Raw genomic sequence first — 17,874 nt, 5'->3', positions numbered from 1 at the left:
CCACGGAACGCCCCGCCGCCGGGTCTCCCCCCGGAGGACCCGGCGACGGCGCGCACGGCGGGTGCGGGCGGCGGCCCGCCGGTTCAGGGACTCAGGCGCTCAAGGGCGAGCGGCCCGGGCGTCCAGGGGCTGAGGGGATCGGGGACTCAGGGGCGGTCCAGGGTGATGGAGTTGATCGGGGTGAGGTCGGCGTAGACGCCGGCCTGGGCGGCGATGTCGTAGCCGCAGCCGCCGCCGTTGGAGCCGGTGCACAGGTGGGCATGGGCGCCGCCGGACTGGTTGTTGAGCACCCAGTGCCAGCCGTACTGGTTGTGGAGGTTGTGGGGGCCGTAGCTGTAGAAGACATCGGTCGGCGGCCGGCTGGTGTCGGAGTCCTGGGGGTAGATGCAGACAGCCCCGTACGGACACCCGTCCCAGGAACCGTCGGCCGCCTGGGCGCCGGAGCTCCCCACCGTGGTGACGGCGGCCGCCGCCAGGGCGAGCGCGGCGAAGGTGTGCATGATCTTGCGCATAGTGGTTCTCTCCCAGTTGCCGGTCCGGCCCGGTTTCGGCCGGTGTTCAGCAGCGTAGGAAGCCACCGCCCGCAGCGGTCCCTGACACATGACAGGGTGGCGCGGGGCCGGGACGCACGACACGGAGCGCATCACCGGCGGCGCACGATGGGCGACGCACGACCGGGAGCACGGGTCAGCTCGACGTCGCGAAGGTGTCGCAGCGGGCCGGGTCGCCGAAGCGGTAGCCGGCGGTGAACCAGGCCTTGCGCTGGTCCGAGGAGCCGTGGGTCCAGGTGTCCGGGTCGATCCGGCCGGTGGACTGCTTCTGGATCCGGTCGTCACCGACGGCCGCCGCCGCGTCCAGTCCCTGGGCGATGTCCTGATCGGTCAGGGTGCGGATCAGCGGCCGACCGGTGGACGCCTGCGGGGTGGTGGTGGCGTGGTGGGCCCAGACACCGGCGTAGCAGTCCGCCTGGAGTTCGAGCTTCACCGAGGCGCTGCTGGCACCCTGCCGGTCGCGGCCGACCTTCTGCATGGTGCCGGTCAGGTTCTGGATGTGGTGTCCGTACTCGTGCGCGACGACATAGGCCTCGGCGAACGGACCCCCGGAGGCGCCGAAGCGGGTGGCCAGCTCGTCGAAGAAGCCGAGGTCGAAGTAGGCCCGCCGGTCGACCGGGCAGTAGAACGGGCCGACCGCCGAGCTCGCCGCGCCGCAGCCGGTGGACACCCGCCCGGTGAACAGGACCGTCTCGGCGGGGCGGTAGGCCACCCCGGACCGGGGCAACTGACCACCCCAGTAGTCCTGGAGACTGTTGGTGACGGCGACGATCCGGCAGTCCTGACGGCTGTTGGCATCGGCACCGGTCCGGCAGACCTGTTGCACCTCACCCGCCGTGGTACCCCGGCCGGACCCGGCGCCCGTGTCTCCTCCGCTGTCGGAGAGCCCGAGGACGCTCGGGTCGACACCGAAGAGCACCGCGATCAGGACGGCGATCAGACCGGCCGCACCACCCCCGACAGCGACCTTCCCGCCGGGGATGCGGCGCCGGTCGTCGACCTGCGAGGTGTCGAGGTCGCCCTGATCGTCGAACTGCATGCCTGCCGTCCCTGGTGGTGCCGACGGCGCCCGTAGACGCCGCGCGACCGGCCGCGGCCGCCACGCCACGCTAACCGCTCACCCGTCACCTCCGAGGAAGGACGCGCAGGTCAGAGGCGGTTCTCCGCCCTCCCCGGGCGGAGCACCGCCGAACGGACCGAACGGACCGCACCGGGCACCGCCACCACCCGCCCACCACCCGCCCACCGTCTGCCGACCACGCGCCCAGCAGCTTCCCACCACCTGCCCACCGCTCGCCCACCACCAGGCCGACGGTGCCGCCGGACCCACCCGGAGGCGGGTCCGGCGGCCGACCCGCCTACCGGGCGGCGGCCGGTGCCGGGGCGTACCCGGCCGGACGAGTGGTGAACGTGCCCCGGCCCTGGGTACGGCTGCGCAGGGCGGTGGCGTAGCCGAACAGCTCGGCCAGCGGCACGACCGCCGTCACCGAAGCCGTCGCACCCTGCGGGTCCGAACCCTGGACCCGCCCCCGGCGGGCGGCGAGGTCACCGAGGACCCCGCCCACCGCCTCCTGCGGCACCGTCACCGTCACCTCGACGACCGGCTCCAGCAGCACCACCCGGCAGGCGCGCAGCGCGTCGCGGAGCGCCGTCCGCCCGGCGGTGCGGAAGGCGAGGTCCGAGGAGTCCTTGGTGTGGGTGGCCCCGTCGGTCAGGGTGACCCGCAGGCCGGTGACCGGGTGACCGCCCAACGGGCCCTCGGCGAGCGCGTCCCGGCAGCCCGCCTCGACCGCCTGGACGTACTCCTTCGGTACCCGCCCGCCGGTCACGGTGGACGCGAACACGAAGCCCCCGCCCTCCTGCGCGCCGACCGGCCCGTCCAGCGGCGCCACGTCGATCACGACCTGGGCGAACTGGCCGGCGCCGCCGTCCTGCTTGACGTGACGGTGGACGTGACCGGTGACTCCGCGTTCGACCGTCTCCCGAAGGGCGACCTGCGGGCGACCGACGGTCACCTCCAGACCGTTGTGATCACGGCGGATCTTCTCCACCGCCACCTCCAGGTGCAGTTCACCCAGGCCCGAGAGCACCCGCTGCCCGGTCTCCGGATCGGTCCGGACGACCAGCGACGGGTCCTCCTCCGCCAGCCGGGCCAGCGCGACCGCCAGCCGGTCGGTGTCCACCGAGCGCCGCGCCTCGACCGCGACCGTCACCACCGGCTCGGCGGTGACGGGCGGTTCGAGGACCAGCGGCGCGCCGGGCGCGCACAACGTGGCGCCCGTGCGCGCGGCCTTGACCCCGATCACCGCGACGATGTCCCCGGCGACCGCCGAGTCCGTCTCGGTGTGGCTGTCGGCCTGCACCCGCAGGATCCGGGCGATCCGTTCGGTACGACCGGTCGTGGCGTCCAGCACGGTGTCCCCCTTACGCAGCGTTCCGGTGTAGAGGCGCAGATAGGTCAGTCGGCCGGAGGCGGTGACGTTCACCTTGAACACCAGCGCGGTGAGCGGACCGGCGGGATCGGCGGCCCGCTCCACCTCCGCGCCCTCCGCGCCCTCGGCACCCTCCGCACTCTCCGCGCCCACGGAGGATCCGCGCACCGCGGGGACGTCCAGCGGTGAGGGCAGGTAGGCCGTGACGGCTGCCAGCAGCGGTTCGACACCGCGGTTGCGGTAGGCCGATCCGCACAGCACGACCACGGCCTCTCCGCTACGGGTGAGGTCCCGCAGCGCGGCGGCCAGGGTCGCGGTGGAGAGTGCAGAGTGCTCGTAGTACTCCTCCAGTGCGGCCGGATGGAGCCCGGCCACGGCCTCGTCCAGCCGTCGGCGCCGGTGCTCGGCCTCGGCCCGGAGCTCCTCCGGCACCGGCACTTCCCGCAGGCCGTCCCGTCCTGGGCCGTCGTCCCAGGTCAGAGCACGCATTGTCAGCAGGTCGACGACGCCGATGAAGTCGCCCTCCCGCCCGACGGGCAGTTGGACGGCGAGCGGGACCGGGTGCAGCCGTTCCCGGATCGAGGCGACGGCCGCGTCGAGATCGGCTCCGGCCCGGTCCATCTTGTTGACGAAGGCGATCCGGGGCACGCCGTGCCGGTCGGCCTGGCGCCAGACGCTCTCGCTCTGCGGCTCCACCCCGGCGACGGCGTCGAACACCGCGACCGCCCCGTCCAGCACCCGCAGCGAGCGTTCGACCTCGTCGGCGAAGTCGACGTGTCCGGGGGTGTCGATGAGGTTGATCCGGTGGCCGTCCCAGAGGCAGCTGACGGCGGCGGCGAAAATGGTGATGCCGCGTTCGCGCTCCTGCGGGTGGCAGTCGGTGACGGTGGTCCCGTCGTGGACCTCGCCGCGCTTGTGGGTCTCGCCGGCCAGGAAGAGGATCCGCTCGGTAACGGTGGTCTTGCCCGCGTCCACGTGGGCCAGGATGCCCAGGTTGCGGACGGTGTTGATGCCGGCCAGGACGGCGGCGGCAGCAGCGGTGCTGGTGGTGGTGACGGTGGTGTGCGTACGGCGGACGTCGGTGCGCATGGCCCGGTGCCTTTCGAGGTGGAGCGAGGTGCTGGGGGCAGCGCGATTGCGGCGACGACGTACCCGGCCGGGCCGGCCCGCCCCGTCCGGTCCACCCCACGAACCCACCCCCGCCCCTCCCAGCCCGGCCCGGCCCGGTCACCACGATCAACATGATCGATCTGATCGACGTGATCGACACGGGGACGGCGGTGGTCGAGCACCCGATGACGGCACCCGGGGCACCCGGGGGCCTGGGAACCCACAGGCAGAAGAAGGAGGAGAACAGCAGAGCCGGAAGGGCGGCGGACGACCGGAGGAGTGACCCGAGGTCAGCGGTGCGTCGCGCGGATCCGGTGCCGGCCGCGCAGCGGGCACCGGAGGAACGAGGACACCAGGATCACCTCGAACCGGGACGAGGGAACGACGGCAGCGGTGCGGTGTCGCACGACCGGTCCTCCCTCGGCTCATCACGGCGCGCGCACCGCCACCGGAACCACGGCGGTGCGTCTCTGGCTGCCGAGTGTAGGGAGCGGACCGCCTCCGGGTCACGTGGTTTTCCCGTTCCCCCCTCGCACCGGCCCTCGGCGCACCGGCCTTGTGACGAAAGGGTCCTGATCGTGCAACAGCACCGCGTACGCACCGACCGGGGCGCCTAGGCTCCGCCGCATGAGTCTCTCAACTGCCGACGTCGTCGCCGCCGGTGCGGCCTGGGTGTGGAAACCGGACGACGCCGAGGTGGTCGAGACCGCCGAGTACACGATCCTGCGACTGCCCGAGCATGTCGCCTTCGACCTCTCGGTGGTCTCCTTCACCCCGGCCGGTCCGCTCCCGACGGCCGTCGAAGCGGTCCTCGACCGGGCCCGCGCCTTCGGGCCGCCGATCCTGGACTGGCAGGTGCCGGTCGGTTCCCCGGACGGCCTGGCCGCCGAACTCGCCTCCCGGGGAGGGCGGGTGAAGCTCGGCCTGGAACTTCTGGCCGCGGACCTGAGTGGGGGCGCGCCCCCACTGCGGCCGCCGACGGTGGACATCTCGCTCCGCTGGGCGACGGACCCGGCGACAGCGCGGGACGCGGCGGCGATAGAGGTCACCGGGTTCGGCGGCGCGCTCCCGCCCGAGCAGCGGATCGAAGCGACCGCGGCGAAGGTCGCGAAGGCCTTCCCGGCCGGCGAGGGCGGCACGGTCGTCGCCCATGTGGACGGTGAACCGGCCGGCTGCGGCGGCGTGTCGATCGTGGACGGGGTCGCACGGCTGACGGGCGGTGTGGTGGCGCCGCCGTGGCGGGGCCGGGGCGTGTACCGGGCATTGCTCGCCGCCCGGCTCTCCTACGCGGCGACGCACGGGGCGACCATGGCCCTGGTCAAGGCCAACAGCACCACGTCCGGCCCGATCCTGCGCAGAAGCGGCTTCACCGCCTTCGGGCCGGAACCGGTCTACGCCGTCCCCCTGCACTGAGACCCCGCAGCGCAGCACCGTCCCCGAACCCCTGCGGACGGACCCGCCCCCGGACGGGCCCGCCCCCGGAAGGAACCGTCCCGCTCCTCCCGCACGTCGAAGGGCGTGTGCGTACGCACCGGCCGCCCACCGCAGCCGTGCGGAGTCGTCGGCGTCGGAGGAATCCGGGGAGGCTCTCCAGGTGTTGATCCCACTCGTCCTGCTGGTCGCCGGTGTCGGCCTGGTCCTCGTGGGCGCCGACAAGCTGAACGGCGCCGAACCCACCTGCTACGGCCGGCCTATGTCACCCGGCGAGATCTGCCACGTCCAGGTGAAGGGCTCGTTCGGTGAGGGCATGCCGGAACCTCACGACACCACCTACCAGGAGCAGTTGGACAGTATGACCAGCGGTGGCTGGACGGCGATCGGCTTCGGAGTCGTCCTGCTGGCACTCGCGGCCGTGATCATGATCTCCTGGACCGTCGCCGCCGCCCGGCGGGACCGGGAGTACTGAGGCGCGACGCACTCCGTCCTCACCCTCCACCCGCCAGGCCCGCGCCGCACCCCACCGCATCGCCCAGGCCGAATCCCACCGGCCGCATCACGCCCGGCCGCTCCTGCGGGGACATCCCTCCCCGCAGGAGCGGCCGGACCGACCAGACCGGACCGTTCCGCGCCCGTCAGCCCTTGGCGGCCGCGTACGCGGTCTCGGCGGAGAAGCCCCAGCCCGGGGCTTCGTCCCAGGGCACCAGCAGCTCGTCGTCCGTGGCGTAGACGTACCCGGCGCCCCGGGTGAACGCGGCGTCGAGGGCGGTGCGCATCGCGGCCCGGTCCGGGGTGTCGTACACCAGGTGCCAGAAGGCCGTGCCGCTGGCGTCGAGGGTCGCGCCGGAGTAGTAGCCCGCCGTGGGGTTGAAGACGTTGCCGCCCAGCCAGGCGCCGGTGTAGTCGTCGTAGTCGCCCTCGAAGGTCACGAAGACGTCGGCCGTACGGTGACCGGGTTCGAGGTAGCAGTCGGCGACGGCGGTTCCCGGGTTGTTCACCACCAGGTCCTGGGCCTGCGGGGCGACGGCGTAGACGGTCTCCTGGACGTAGCGGCGCAGGTCCGCGTAGTAGTCGCGGGCACTGTCGCCAGGGCCGCAGTCGCGCCCGGTCTGGTCGAAGAAGATGCCGTCGACGTGCAGCCGGTGGTCGGCCGTCCTCAGGTAGTTGTCGACGACCGCGCGGACGGCGGACTGCGGGAGCGAACCGTGGCCCGTGTCGACGTAGCCCAGCACCCGGGTGGCCGTGCCGTGCGCGGTGACCCCGGCACGCAGCGCGTCGGCCTGCGCCTGCCAGGCCGCGTCGAAGGGGGCGTAGCCGTTGGACGGGTTGAGGACGACGATCGACGGTGCCGGGCGGGCGCCCGCCGCGGCGACCAGCATGGCCTCGCCGGGCAGGACGTAGGCCGGCACGGCGACCTCCAGACCGTGGGGTCTTTCGGTGGTCGCCGCGTCGGCCCCGCCGGGGGACGCCAGCGCGGCCGCGGTGAGCGCCACGCCGGCCAGCAGGACGGGCAGGGTCTTGGTGAACGAACGCATCGGGTCCCTTGCTCGCAGAAGACAGGAAAGCCGGAGAGGGCTCCCCCGCGGCGCCCGGGCACGGTCGGTCCAGCCCCTCGCGCCCCGTCCCCTCCACCCGCCCCGGCCGGGTCGGGCGTTCCCATTCCTACCGGTCCGATCCGCCCCTGGTGGCCAACTTTCGGTGAACGCAAGGAAGTTCGAGCAAGCACCGACGTCACTCGGAATCTCTCCGAGCACTCCTGCCCCATCCGTCCCCAGCGCCACTGCCCCCACCGGCGCCGCTCCCAGCCCCTCCGGCGACCCCTCCGACCACCCTTCCGACCACGCCCGCCGCCACGCCACGCCCGGACGGGCCGCCTCCGAGGCCGGCCTCCGAATCACCCCCTGAACCACGCCCCCGACCACCCCCCGAACCGGGCCGCGGGCGGCCGAGCGCGACCCCCGCCAGGACCAGCAGCAGCCCGGCGACCTGCGGCGGGCCGAGCCCCTCGCCCGCCACCACGGTGCCGAGCAGCACGCCGGTCAGCGGATTGAGCAGCCCCAGCAGCCCGACCGTGCCCGCCGGCAGCCGGCGCAGGCCCGCGAACCAGGCGGCGAAAGCCAGCGCGGTCGCCACCACCGCGACATAGCCGAAGGCCGCCGACTCCCGCCCGGTGGGCACCACAGGCGGGCCCTCGACCAACACGGCCAGGGGCAGCAGGACCAGTCCGCCCGCCAGCAGTTGCCAGGCGGTGGTGGCGAGGACGTCCGCCCCCTCCCGCCAGCGGGCGGCGAGGACGTAACCGAGCGAGGAGACCAGCATCGCCGCCGCCGAGGCGGCCAGGCCCGGCAGGCTGACCGGTTCGCTCCTGGTCAGCAGCATCAGCCCGACGCCGGCCAGGCCGACCAGGGCGCCGAGCAGGTGCGCCCGGGCGGGGCGGGCGGCGGTCAGCACCCAGGCCAGGAGCAGCATCGCGAGCGGCGAGGCCGCCATCACGGTGGAGGCGACGCTGGTGGCCAGGGACTGCGAGGCGACGTAGAGCAGGACGAAGAATCCCGCCGTGTTGAGCAGCCCGAGGACGGCCGTGCGCCACCACCAGGCTCCCCGCGGCCGACGCGGGCGCAGCGCGAACAGGAGCAGTCCGGCGGGCAGGGCCCGCAGGGCGGCCCCCCAGAGCGGGCGGTCCGCCGGGAGGAACTCGCGGGTGACGTAGTAGTTCGCGCCCCACGCCACCGGCGCGACGGCGGTCAGCAGCACCCATCGAAAACTTGCTTCCATGGAAGCCAATATACCTTCCATGGAAGCTACAGCGTTAGGATGGAGCCATGGCACCCACGCCCACCGACTCCGACCACGGCCCCAGCACCCCTGCGACCACCGGTCCCTCGGCCATCGGTCGCGCGGCCACCACCCCCTCGGGCACCTCCGCGCACACCGGCCGCGCGGCCTCCGACCGTGCAGGCCAGGACCGTACGGCCCAGGACCGTACGGCCCCCGACCATGTGGCCACCATCCAGGCCGAGTGGCGCCGGGAGCGTCCCGACCTGGACGTCTCCCCGCAGGCGGTGATCGGACGCCTGCACCGGCTGTCCGGCCGGCTGACCGAGGAACTCTGCCTGGTCTACGGCCGCTACGGCCTCGGCGAGGGCGAGTTCGACGTGCTCGCCGCACTCCGCCGGGCGGGCGCACCGTTCGAACGGGCACCCGGGGAGCTCGCCGCCCGCACCATGGTCACCACCGGCGCCATGACCAAGCGCATCGACCGGCTGGAACGGGCCGGTCTGGTCACCCGCCGCCGCAGCGAGGCGGACGGCCGGGGCCGCGTGGTGGCACTCACCGAGGCCGGCCGACGGCTGTTCGACGAGGCCTTCACGGCACACATGCGCAACGAGCACCGCCTGCTGAGCGTCCTCACCCCCGAAGAGGCGGCCGCCCTGGAGACCCTCCTGACCGCTTGGCAGCGCCGGCTCGACCACCCCGAACCGCCCCCGGCCGGACACCCGGAGCCCTGACCCGGCGTCCCGGCGGCCCGGCGTCCCTGCGGTCATCGGGCCCCCGGGGCCGCCGACAGGGCCGAGGGTGCCGGGCCCCCGCCGCTGGGCGGCCGCCCGGGAACGTGTGCGGACCGCCGTGCCGCCCCGGGACGGTGCCCGACAGGTGAGAGCAGGCCGCATCGCCGGTCCGCTGCCGCAAAATGCCCGCGAACCGTCGGACACACCTTCTAGGCTGCCTTCCACCCTGGAGCGAGGAGGCGCCTTGACGGTCGAGCACTTCACGCTGATCTGCGACAACGTGCCCAACGACGTGGTTCTGACCGCCTTCGGACCCCGGGTGATCGAGGTCGTGAAGGTGCTCCGCCGGCGCACGGAGCTCGGCCTGTGGCAGAGCAGGTCGCTCCTGGACCGTCTTCCGGCGACCGTCCTCGAGGACGTGTCGCAGGAGAGGGCCGAAGCCACGGTCCGTGAACTCCTCGCCGTGGGGGCCAAGGCCGAAGTACGGGAACAGAGATAGCCGCCGAACGCTGCCGAACGCATGCGTGGCGGAGCCGAGGGGGAGGGAGCGGCTGTGAACGAGCCTCGTCACCTCGGCGCTCCGCAGCCCTCATCACCCCGACGAATCAAGGGCGGGTACATGTCCGAGTTCTCCGTGCGGGACTTCTACGACCGGTTGGCCGGTGACTACCACCTGATGTTCCGGGACTGGGACGCGAGCGTGGCGCACCAGGCCGGGGTGCTGGGCGAGTTGGTCCGCCAGGGTCTCGGGCCCGGGCCGCAGCGGGTGCTCGACTGCTCGTGCGGGATCGGTACCCAGGCGATCGGGCTGGCCGCGGCCGGGCATCGGGTGGTCGGCGGCGACCTCAGTCCGGTCGCCGCCGCCCGCGCCTCGGCCGAGGCGGCGGCCCGGGGCGGCCGGGTTCCGGCCGTTGCGGCGGACATGCGCCGACTGCCCTTCGCGGACCGGGCCTTCGACGCCATCGTCTGCGCGGACAACTCGCTGCCGCACCTGCTCTCCGGCGAGGACGTCCGGACGGCGCTCCTCGGCATGGGGCGGGTCCTCCGGGAGGACGGACTGCTGATGGTCACCGTCCGGAACTACGACGAGGCCCGGCGGGCCCGACCCACCACGACGCCTCCGCAGGTCTCGGGGACGAGTGCGGGAAAGGTGATCACCTTCCAGCTCTGGCACTGGCACGAGGACGGTGAGCGCTACGACCTGGAGCACTTCCAGCTCGTTCCCGCGGGAGGCACCTGGGACGTCCGGGTCCGCCGGACCACCTACTGGGCGCTGACGCGCTCGCAGTTGACGGAGTTCGTGGCCGGGGCCGGTTTCACCGACATCACCTGGCACAGCCCGGAGTCCAGCGGCTACTACCAACCGGTACTCACCGCCCGGCGCGGCGGCCCGGACGGCGGTTCCGTTCCCCCCGCGCGCTTCGTGCGGCCGTGACCGGCCGAACGGACCCACGGCCGAACGGACCCACCGCCGAACCGACCCGCAGGCGAACCGACCCACAGGCGAACCGACCCACGGCCGAACGACCTCCTGAGCCGGCGGACTCCCGAGCCGGCCGCCCCCGAGCCGGCGGCCCCGGGCAGGCGGCCCCCGGCAGGCGGGGAAATCCGGATGATCCGCCCGGATCCCGCACGATAGTGTCGTCGGATGCCGAAACGGACCTGGGAACTCGTACTGCTCGGTGGCGCCTCCGGCGTCGGGAAGAGCGTGGCGGCCGCACGGATCGCGGCGGCGACCGGCGCGTTCGTGGTCGAGTTCGACGACGTGGTCGCCGCCGTCCAGGAGCTCACCACCGCCGAACAGCACCCGGCACTGCACCATTTCGACGGGCCCGACGCACCCGGGCGCCCCGAGGACGTGTGGGCCCCCGGGCACGTACTGGAGCTCCAGATCGCCACCGCCGAGGCCCTGGAACCGGCCGCGCTCGGTGCGGTGCGCAACCGGCTGACCGTCCCCGTCCCGGCCGTGATCGAGGGCGACTACCTCACCCCCGCCGTCTGCGCGCGGGCCGTCGCCCTCGGGAGGGCGACGGGCCGGGACGTCCGGGCGGTGTTCCTGCACGAGGGCGACGCGGACCGGATCGCCGCCAACTACGCGGCGCGCGAACCGGCGAGCGGCGACCAGACGGGCCGCGCCGAGGTCGGTGCCCGGTACTCGCGCTGGCTCGCCGACGAGGCCCGCCGGCACGCGCTCCCGGTGGTCGACTGCCGTCCGTGGAGCACGCTCGCCGATCGCCTGGACGCGGCACTGGACGGAGCACTGGACGCGGCTCCGAAGACAACTCCGAGGACAACTCCGAGGACGACCCCGGACACGACTCCGGACGTCGCTCCGACCGGCACACCCTGACCGACGCCTCGGCGCCCGGAGCGGCGTACCCTCGCGGGAGGCGCCGTGGCCCGGACGGACCGCCGTGGTCCGGGGGACACCGCCCGTCCTGGCATGATCGCCGTATGAACGACCGAATCATTGCCGCCTGTGACGGGGCGGCCAAGGGAAACCCGGGCCCGGCGGCCTGGGCCTACGTGGTGGCGGACAGCGCCGGGGTGCCGCAGCGCTGGCAGGCCGGACCGCTGGGGCACAGCACCAACAACGTGGGCGAACTCACGGCGCTGGAGCGGCTGCTGGCCGCCACGGACGCCGCCGTTCCGCTGGAGGTGCGGCTGGACAGCACCTACACCCGTGATTCGGTCACCAAGTGGCTGAAGGGCTGGAAGCGCAACGGCTGGAAGACCGCCGCGGGCAAGCCGGTCGCCAACCAGGAGCTGATCCAGCGGATCGACGAGCTGCTCGACGGGCGGGACGTCACCTTCGTCTACGTGCCCGCCCACCAGGTCGACGGCGACCCCCTGAACGCCGTCGCCGACAAGGCCGCCAGCGACGCCGCCCGCACCCAGGAGGCCGCCGGCGGAACGGCCGCCGACCTCCCCGTGCCGGACCCGGCCGCGAGCGGCCCGGCCCGCGGCGGAGCCTCGCGCGGGGGTGCGGCCAGGACCGGCACCCGAAGCGCGGGTGCCGCCTCCCCGGCCGCCGCGAAGCGCCGGTCCTCGGGCAGCGCTCCGGCGCTGTCCGCGCGCTTCCCCGGCACCTGCCCGTGCTCGCGGCCCTACGCCAAGGGGGACAAGATCACCAAGGTGGGCGGCAGTTGGGGCCACCCCGAGTGCGCGACGGCCGCGCAGGACTGAACTCCCGCGCCCGGGCCGCCCCAGGGGTTGCCGAAGGATCCTTGACGGCCCGGGCGCCTCAGGCGCCGTCCGCCGTCCGCCGCTCCGAGCGGCGGGCCCGGAGCCAGCCGAGGGCGGCGACCAGTCCGACCGTGCCGCCGACGCCGATCTTCACGGCGCCCTTGGCGACCAGCCAACCGAGGCCGGGAGCCGTCCAGCCCAGCCCGTGCAGCACGAGGAGTATCACCAGCGCGCCGCAGACGGCGGCGAGCACGGTGACCAGCACGGCCGCGCCGGTGGACAGTTCGCGCTCCTCCGGCTCCGACGCGCGGTCCCCGGCCGTCAGCACCCGGGCTTCCGGCGCCGGGGCTTCCGGCGCCGGATCGTTCGTTCCCCCAGTGTTCATGGGGTGAGTCTAACGACGGCCCGACCCGCCCGGTCCCCGCCGATCGGCGCCTCCCTCCGCGTCCGGCCCCCGCCGATCGACCCCTCCTCCTCGAGGACTCCCCCGCCGTCAGCGCCGGGCGTGGTGGGTGTCCCCGGCGTGCTCGCCGGTCTCCCGGTCGGGAAAGCTGACGGCGAGGGTGACCCGGTACTCGAAGACGTCGTCGCGATGGCCGGGGACACGTGCCCAGGCCAGCGAGTGCACCTCGGCCTCCGGCGCCTGCCGGCACCAGGCGGCGGCCTCCTCCAGGGCGCGGGCCGCCGAACGCCCGGTGCACACCACCGCGGTGTACGCGGCCACCGCGAGGTCCCCTCCGCTCCGGCCGCCCCGGGACGCGGCCCGGACGGCGGCCGCCGCGTGGGTGAGGTCGCGGGCCAGGTCGTCGACGACTCTCGGCGGCGCGGGCAGCGCGGCCGGGGCCTCGACCACGGTCTCCGGCAGGTTGGTGCTCATTGTCAGGGCCTCCGTCCCTCAGGTGTCCCACTGGTCGCGCGACCCGCCCCGTCCCGGGATCCGCCTGATCACCGGCTCAGGATGACGGGCCGCCGTTCCTGGCATGACCACTTTCACCAGAACGTCACCCGTCCGGGGAAGACGCCCTCCGGTCCTCGACAGCGACCCGACCGCACTGGTATGGAGGGGTTCCGCATCCGGCCTGGTCAGTCGCTCGGCCGAGGGCGCCGCCGGGAGCCCGGCCGCACGTGCGCGTACCACCCCTGTGCCCCGGACCGCCGTCCCGACCCCCGGAGGCGCCGGCTCCGCGCCCGCGACGGGCTGTCCCGGCGCCCGTGGCCCGGCGGTCTCCGCTCCCGTGACCGGGTTGTCCAACTCCCGTAGCCGGAACGGGAAATATCGGCCCGTTCCCGGCCGTAGGATCCTGCCACCACGCAGTCCGCCACACCGGTGGACGACCATCGGAGGGGGTTCCATGGACCGCAGGACACCGATCACGCCCCGCACCCGGATCACGTCGGGCCGCCGGTACGCCTGGCTGCCGGCGCTGGCCCTCGCGGCCGTCGCGGTGGCCGGCTGCTCCTCCTCGGGCGGCGGATCCACCGCGGCCTCCGCGCCGCCGAGCACCGCCGGCAGCACCACGGCCCCCGGTACCGGCACCACGCCCGGCACCGCGCCCGGCACCGCGAACAGCCCGGCGGCCACCGGCCCCGCCGCACCGCCCTCGGCCGCCCCCACCCTCGCGTCCCCGGCCGCCACCACCCCGGCCGGTACCACCAAGCGCCCCGCGGACGCCTGCACCCTCCTCACCTCCCCGCAGGTCGTGGCCGCCGTCGGTACCGCCGGCCCGTTCAACGGCACCCACCCCGACAAGGTGGACGGCAAGGAAGTCTGGGGTTGCACCTGGGGCTCCCGGCAGTCCTACGCCCACATCCGGGAGACCTCCCCCACCGTCCTCGCCGCACTGAGGACCAACCCGGACTACACGCTCACCCCGCTCCCGGGCGTGGGCGAGGAGGCCTACCTGGTCCAGCGCAAGGACGGCTACCGGCCCGAGGTGTACTTCGTCTCCTCCGGACGCCTCTACTCCGTCGAGGTGGTCAAGGACCGGGGCCCGAACGACGAGGTCAACGCCCCGGCCGAGGCGGCGGCGGCGAGCGGGCTGGCGCTCGCCCTGTCCAAGCTGGTCTAGCCGGCGTCAGGGCCGGCCGGGAGCGGACCAACGCCTCCGGCCTACGCAGTTCGGGTGAAGGTCCGTCCACCGGCCGATGCGGCGAGCACCCGGCACCATAGTCTCGGTGACGGACCGTCACCGCCACCATCCGGATGTCCACGGTCCGTTCGCAGCCGCGGGAACGCGGCTCTCCGGAAGGGCCATCGGCACCATGACACACACATCGGACGGACACGTGGCGGCGACCGGCGGGCGGGCAGGGACGACCGGCGGGCGGGCAGGGACGACCGCCGGGCAGGCAGGGACGACCGCCGGGCCCTCCCGCCGCGAGCTCCTGAGGATCGGCCTCGGGGTCGCGGTGGGGGCGGGGGCGATCACTGCGGGCACCCCGGCGGCGGTCGCCAACGGCCCGTACGACCCGACCGGTCCGACGATCACGGTCAAGGTGAAGAACCTCAGCGGCCCGGCCGAGACCGGGCGGTTCGGGGCACCGTGGACGGACCTGGGCATCCCCGTCCGCTGCCCCGACGGCTCCATGCTCTTCGTCTGCGGCGACACCTTCGGCGGCGACCGGGTCCCCGAACCCGATTGGAACGCCCCGGTCGGCCTGCGGTCCGGCAGCGCGGACCTCGGCAACCTCCGCATCGACGACGTCGTCCGCGGCGCCCACGGCATCAGCCTCGTAGAGGAACCGCACAACCCGGTCGGCAACGACTTCACGACCGCGATCCCGTCCGACGCCTTCGTCGTCGACGGGGTGATGTACATGCACCTCATGCGCGGCGTCATCTACGACACCCACCACACCGACTTCTGGCGCTCCACGGACAACGGCAACACCTGGGAGTACCTCTGCCAGTGGCCGGGGGACCTGCACGGCGGACAGTTCCAGCAGAAGACCTACGCCGTGGCCGACGACGGCTACTGCTACGTGCTGTCCACGGTCTTCGACCGTGACGTGCAGTCGGGCATGCTGCTGCACCGGGTGCGCCAGGACCGCCTCGGCGACCCCGACGCCTACGAGCCGTGGGGCTACGACGGCGGCTGGCGGTGGGGCGCGTCCCCGACCTCGGTGTTCGGCACCCGCAAGTGGGGCGAGCTGTGCTTCCGCGCCATGGACGGCAAGTACGTCCTCACCTGGCTCAACACGGACCCGCTGTCGATCAGGGCGATGGTCTTCCCGCTCCCGACCTCCGACCTGACCAGGACGCTGGAACAGACCATGGTCCTGCCCTGCGCCCCGGGCCAGGAGGTCGCCAACCTGGTCGCCGCCCCGTACGGCGGCTTCGTCGTCCCCGGCTCCACGTTCGGCAACTTCCACATCGTCGTCAGCCAGTGGTACGACCCGACGAACTACCGGATCATGCAGTACCGCAGCGCCCTGCTGTCCTGACCGGGGACCGGGCACCGCGTCCCGCCCGGGGCGCCGCCGCCCGGCGCAGTGCGTTCCCCCCGGGGCGTGAACGGGGCGGGCTCCGGGGTTCGGGCGGATGCGGGTGCGGCGCGGGCGTTCGCAGAATGACGCCACGGCGCCGCAGCCGTACTCCCCCGACAGCCGAGGCGAATCGCATGAGCCGATCCCACCCGCCCGCCCGTTCCACCGGACCGCAGCCCGCCGGACCGCACCCGGAACCGATACCCCCGGGCCCGATGTCCCGGGGCCCGGTCCCCGGGCGCTCGGCGTCCCGGGGCCCGACCTCCCCGCCACCGGGCCCCGCGGCGCCGCCGGCCGGCCCCCGGCGCAGGCTCACCGGGGCGGCCCTGCTCTCCGGATTCGCGCTGCTCGCCCCGGCCCTCGCCGCCGGTGCGCTCGGCGGCGCGGCCCCCGCCCGGGCCGACAGCCCGACCGTCTCGGTCAACACGATGCGCACCGCCTGGGACGCCAACGAACCCGGCCTCGCGCCCGCCCAGGTGTCCGGCTCCGACTTCGGCCGCCGCTGGTCGACCGCCGTCGACGGCGCGGTGTACGCCCAACCGCTGGTGGCCGGCTCGACCGTGGTGGTGGCAACCTCGACCAACCACGTCTACGGCGTCAACGCGGCGGACGGGAAGATCCTCTGGCAGCGCGCGCTCGGCACCCCGGTGGCGTCCTCCAGCGCCTGCCTCTCCCCGGGCACCGGCATCATCTCGACCCCGGTCTACGACAAGGCCACCAAGACCGTCTACCTGGTGAGCAAGTCCGGCGAGGGCGGTGCGCACTTCTCGGTGCACGCCCTGGACGCCACCACCGGCACCTCGCGCAGCGGCTGGCCGGTCACCGTCGCGGGCTCGCCGGTGAACAGCCCGGGGGTGGCGTTCAATCCGAACAGTTCCGCGCAGCGGGCCGGACTGCTGCTGCTCGACGGCGCGGTCTACTTCGGCTTCGCCTCGGACTGCGGGATCGGCGCCTACGTCGGCACGGTCGCGGGCGTCAACACCAGCACCCGCAAACTCACCCTCTGGTCCACCGAGTCCGGCTCCGCCTCGCAGAACGCGGGCGTCTGGATGAGCGGCGGCGGCCTGGTCTCGGACGGCTCCGGGCGGATCTTCATCGCGACCGGCAACGGCGCGGGCGAGGGCTCCTCGCCGCTGAAGGGCCCGGGCGACAAACCCGGCGGCCACTTCGCCGAGTCCGTCGTCCGGCTGGGCGTCAACAGCGACGGCAGCCTCGCCCCGCGGGACTTCTTCAGCCCCACCAACAACCGCGAGATGGACCACGGCGACGTGGACCTCGGCTCCGGCGGACCGGTCGCCCTGCCGTCCGGTTTCGGCAACGCCGCGCACCCGCACCTCATGGTGCAGGTGGGCAAGGACGGCCGGATCTTCCTGCTCGACCGGGACAAGCTCGGCGGCATGGGCCAGGGCCCCAACGGCACGGACGGCGTGGTCGGCACCACCGGCCCGTTCAAGGGCGTCTGGGGCCACGCGGGCGTCTGGGGCGGCGACGGCGGCTACGTCTATCTGACGGAGAACTACGGTTCGCTGCGCGCCCTGAAGTACTCGGTCAACAGTGCCGGGAACCCCCAGCTGACCAGTGCCGCGACCAGCCCCGAGGGCTTCGGCTACGCCTCCGGCTCCCCCGTCGTCACCTCCAACGGGACGGCGGCCGGTTCGGCCCTGGTGTGGTCGGTCTACTCGGGCACCGGACCGGGCGGCCAGAACGGCGAACTGCGGGTCTACGACGCGCTTCCGGTCAACGGCTCGCTCAAACTCCGGCGCAGCTTCGCACTCGGCACGGTGACCAGGTTCTCCGTCCCGGCGACGGACGGCGGGCGGGTGTTCGTCGGCACCAAGGACGGCCACCTGGTGGCCTTCGGCCGGGCCACCTGAGCCCGTGGTCCGTCCGGACCGCCGGGCCGCCCGGGCCACCGCTCCACCTGGGCCACCTGGGCCACCTGCGCCGGTGGAGTCGGTGGAACACACGCCGCACTCCGGCACATCCCGCCCGGAACACCCCGTCCCGCCCTGACCGGAACTGCCCGCCGCACCCCGACACACCCCGTGACGCCCACTCGACACGGCACTGCCGGACCGGCACACTCGACACCGGTTTCCCTCCCGGGCCCCGCCCGGGTGCGGAGTCCGTCGCGTCACCCGTTCGCTCGCGAATGTCACACGA

17 protein-coding genes are annotated in these 17,874 nt (G+C 74.0%); 10 read left to right on the top strand and 7 right to left on the bottom strand.

What is annotated here, in order from left to right; all coding sequences use genetic code 11:
• Nucleotides 1–146: 146 nt before the first annotated feature.
• The 3 genes from ACIPYS_RS19760 to fusA form a co-directional block, all read right to left on the bottom strand.
• Nucleotides 147–512, bottom strand: coding sequence for a hypothetical protein (locus ACIPYS_RS19760; RefSeq protein WP_400747581.1), 366 nt, complete (start codon nucleotides 510–512; stop codon nucleotides 147–149).
• 175 nt (nucleotides 513–687) lie between these two features.
• Complete coding sequence (locus ACIPYS_RS19755) at nucleotides 688–1,590, bottom strand: neutral zinc metallopeptidase (RefSeq protein ID WP_400747579.1); 903 nt, start codon at nucleotides 1,588–1,590, stop codon at nucleotides 688–690.
• A gap of 319 nt (nucleotides 1,591–1,909) precedes the next feature.
• Nucleotides 1,910–4,072, bottom strand: a complete 2,163-nt coding sequence (gene fusA / locus ACIPYS_RS19750; RefSeq protein WP_400747577.1) for an elongation factor G — start codon at nucleotides 4,070–4,072, stop codon at nucleotides 1,910–1,912.
• 648 nt (nucleotides 4,073–4,720) lie between these two features.
• Between fusA and ACIPYS_RS19745 the strand changes: the two genes are divergently transcribed.
• Both ACIPYS_RS19745 and ACIPYS_RS19740 read left to right on the top strand, forming a co-directional pair.
• Nucleotides 4,721–5,506, top strand: a complete 786-nt coding sequence (locus tag ACIPYS_RS19745; protein ID WP_400747575.1) for a GNAT family N-acetyltransferase — start codon at nucleotides 4,721–4,723, stop codon at nucleotides 5,504–5,506.
• 181 nt (nucleotides 5,507–5,687) lie between these two features.
• On the top strand, nucleotides 5,688–5,999 hold the full coding sequence (locus tag ACIPYS_RS19740) for a hypothetical protein (RefSeq protein ID WP_159424785.1): 312 nt from the start codon (nucleotides 5,688–5,690) through the stop codon (nucleotides 5,997–5,999).
• A 166-nt stretch (nucleotides 6,000–6,165) separates the two neighbouring features.
• Here ACIPYS_RS19740 and ACIPYS_RS19735 read toward each other — a convergent pair whose 3' ends face one another.
• Together ACIPYS_RS19735 and ACIPYS_RS19730 are read right to left on the bottom strand one after the other, a co-directional pair.
• Nucleotides 6,166–7,065 carry a spherulation-specific family 4 protein gene (locus tag ACIPYS_RS19735; protein ID WP_093858939.1) on the bottom strand — a complete coding sequence of 300 codons (900 nt, stop codon included), beginning with the start codon at nucleotides 7,063–7,065 and terminating at the stop codon, nucleotides 6,166–6,168.
• 196 nt (nucleotides 7,066–7,261) lie between these two features.
• Nucleotides 7,262–8,305: an EamA family transporter gene (locus ACIPYS_RS19730; RefSeq protein ID WP_400747572.1), complete on the bottom strand. Its 1,044-nt coding sequence runs from the start codon at nucleotides 8,303–8,305 to the stop codon at nucleotides 7,262–7,264.
• Nucleotides 8,306–8,529: 224 nt separating this feature from the next.
• On the opposite strand from ACIPYS_RS19730, the gene ACIPYS_RS19725 reads away from it, so the two are divergent.
• The 5 genes from ACIPYS_RS19725 to ACIPYS_RS19705 all read left to right on the top strand — a co-directional run bounded on the left by ACIPYS_RS19725 (nucleotide 8,530) and on the right by ACIPYS_RS19705 (nucleotide 12,225).
• The gene (locus ACIPYS_RS19725) at nucleotides 8,530–9,039 is read left to right on the top strand and encodes a MarR family winged helix-turn-helix transcriptional regulator (protein ID WP_231978677.1); all 510 of its coding nucleotides are present in this window, start codon (nucleotides 8,530–8,532) and stop codon (nucleotides 9,037–9,039) included.
• Between the two features lie 244 nt (nucleotides 9,040–9,283).
• Nucleotides 9,284–9,538: a ribosomal protein L7/L12 gene (locus tag ACIPYS_RS19720; RefSeq protein ID WP_400747570.1), complete on the top strand. Its 255-nt coding sequence runs from the start codon at nucleotides 9,284–9,286 to the stop codon at nucleotides 9,536–9,538.
• 120 nt (nucleotides 9,539–9,658) lie between these two features.
• Nucleotides 9,659–10,474 carry a class I SAM-dependent methyltransferase gene (locus ACIPYS_RS19715; protein ID WP_400747568.1) on the top strand — a complete coding sequence of 272 codons (816 nt, stop codon included), beginning with the start codon at nucleotides 9,659–9,661 and terminating at the stop codon, nucleotides 10,472–10,474.
• A 213-nt stretch (nucleotides 10,475–10,687) separates the two neighbouring features.
• The gene (locus ACIPYS_RS19710; RefSeq protein ID WP_400747566.1) at nucleotides 10,688–11,389 is read left to right on the top strand and encodes an AAA family ATPase; all 702 of its coding nucleotides are present in this window, start codon (nucleotides 10,688–10,690) and stop codon (nucleotides 11,387–11,389) included.
• Nucleotides 11,390–11,493: 104 nt separating this feature from the next.
• Complete coding sequence (locus tag ACIPYS_RS19705) at nucleotides 11,494–12,225, top strand: ribonuclease H (protein ID WP_400747564.1); 732 nt, start codon at nucleotides 11,494–11,496, stop codon at nucleotides 12,223–12,225.
• Between the two features lie 58 nt (nucleotides 12,226–12,283).
• On the opposite strand, the gene ACIPYS_RS19700 is transcribed toward ACIPYS_RS19705, so the two are convergent.
• The gene (locus ACIPYS_RS19700) at nucleotides 12,284–12,610 is read right to left on the bottom strand and encodes a hypothetical protein (RefSeq protein WP_159424786.1); all 327 of its coding nucleotides are present in this window, start codon (nucleotides 12,608–12,610) and stop codon (nucleotides 12,284–12,286) included.
• Nucleotides 12,611–12,718: 108 nt separating this feature from the next.
• Complete coding sequence (locus ACIPYS_RS19695) at nucleotides 12,719–13,102, bottom strand: hypothetical protein (RefSeq protein ID WP_093858946.1); 384 nt, start codon at nucleotides 13,100–13,102, stop codon at nucleotides 12,719–12,721.
• Between the two features lie 475 nt (nucleotides 13,103–13,577).
• Here ACIPYS_RS19695 and ACIPYS_RS19690 point away from each other — a divergent pair, with 475 nt between their 5' ends.
• The 3 genes from ACIPYS_RS19690 to ACIPYS_RS19680 all read left to right on the top strand — a co-directional run bounded on the left by ACIPYS_RS19690 (nucleotide 13,578) and on the right by ACIPYS_RS19680 (nucleotide 17,585).
• The gene (locus ACIPYS_RS19690; RefSeq protein WP_400747561.1) at nucleotides 13,578–14,294 is read left to right on the top strand and encodes a hypothetical protein; all 717 of its coding nucleotides are present in this window, start codon (nucleotides 13,578–13,580) and stop codon (nucleotides 14,292–14,294) included.
• A 193-nt stretch (nucleotides 14,295–14,487) separates the two neighbouring features.
• The gene (locus ACIPYS_RS19685) at nucleotides 14,488–15,669 is read left to right on the top strand and encodes a DUF4185 domain-containing protein (protein WP_400747559.1); all 1,182 of its coding nucleotides are present in this window, start codon (nucleotides 14,488–14,490) and stop codon (nucleotides 15,667–15,669) included.
• A 257-nt stretch (nucleotides 15,670–15,926) separates the two neighbouring features.
• The gene (locus ACIPYS_RS19680) at nucleotides 15,927–17,585 is read left to right on the top strand and encodes a PQQ-binding-like beta-propeller repeat protein (RefSeq protein WP_400747557.1); all 1,659 of its coding nucleotides are present in this window, start codon (nucleotides 15,927–15,929) and stop codon (nucleotides 17,583–17,585) included.
• Nucleotides 17,586–17,874: the final 289 nt, after the last annotated feature.

The organism is Kitasatospora sp. NPDC089913 (assembly GCF_044748625.1).
Lineage (GTDB): Bacteria > Actinomycetota > Actinomycetes > Streptomycetales > Streptomycetaceae > Kitasatospora.
The sequence above is the reverse complement of the archived record's forward strand: the minus strand, read 5'-3'. Positions and strand labels throughout refer to the sequence as shown.

Excerpts from the sequence above, each read along its gene's own strand:
- ACIPYS_RS19695 (WP_093858946.1), bottom strand. The coding sequence starts at position 13,102 with ATGAGCACCAACCTGCCGGAGACCGTGGTCGAGGCCCCGGCCGCGCTG.
- ACIPYS_RS19755 (WP_400747579.1), bottom strand. The coding sequence starts at position 1,590 with ATGCAGTTCGACGATCAGGGCGACCTCGACACCTCGCAGGTCGACGAC.
- ACIPYS_RS19690 (WP_400747561.1), top strand. The coding sequence starts at position 13,578 with ATGGACCGCAGGACACCGATCACGCCCCGCACCCGGATCACGTCGGGC.
- ACIPYS_RS19760 (WP_400747581.1), bottom strand. The coding sequence starts at position 512 with ATGCGCAAGATCATGCACACCTTCGCCGCGCTCGCCCTGGCGGCGGCC.
- ACIPYS_RS19680 (WP_400747557.1), top strand. The coding sequence starts at position 15,927 with ATGTCCCGGGGCCCGGTCCCCGGGCGCTCGGCGTCCCGGGGCCCGACC.
- ACIPYS_RS19735 (WP_093858939.1), bottom strand. The coding sequence starts at position 7,065 with ATGCGTTCGTTCACCAAGACCCTGCCCGTCCTGCTGGCCGGCGTGGCG.
- ACIPYS_RS19685 (WP_400747559.1), top strand. The coding sequence starts at position 14,488 with ATGACACACACATCGGACGGACACGTGGCGGCGACCGGCGGGCGGGCA.
- ACIPYS_RS19705 (WP_400747564.1), top strand. The coding sequence starts at position 11,494 with ATGAACGACCGAATCATTGCCGCCTGTGACGGGGCGGCCAAGGGAAAC.
- ACIPYS_RS19745 (WP_400747575.1), top strand. The coding sequence starts at position 4,721 with ATGAGTCTCTCAACTGCCGACGTCGTCGCCGCCGGTGCGGCCTGGGTG.
- ACIPYS_RS19730 (WP_400747572.1), bottom strand. The coding sequence starts at position 8,305 with ATGGAAGCAAGTTTTCGATGGGTGCTGCTGACCGCCGTCGCGCCGGTG.
- ACIPYS_RS19700 (WP_159424786.1), bottom strand. The coding sequence starts at position 12,610 with ATGAACACTGGGGGAACGAACGATCCGGCGCCGGAAGCCCCGGCGCCG.
- ACIPYS_RS19715 (WP_400747568.1), top strand. The coding sequence starts at position 9,659 with ATGTCCGAGTTCTCCGTGCGGGACTTCTACGACCGGTTGGCCGGTGAC.
- fusA (WP_400747577.1), bottom strand. The coding sequence starts at position 4,072 with ATGCGCACCGACGTCCGCCGTACGCACACCACCGTCACCACCACCAGC.
- ACIPYS_RS19710 (WP_400747566.1), top strand. The coding sequence starts at position 10,688 with ATGCCGAAACGGACCTGGGAACTCGTACTGCTCGGTGGCGCCTCCGGC.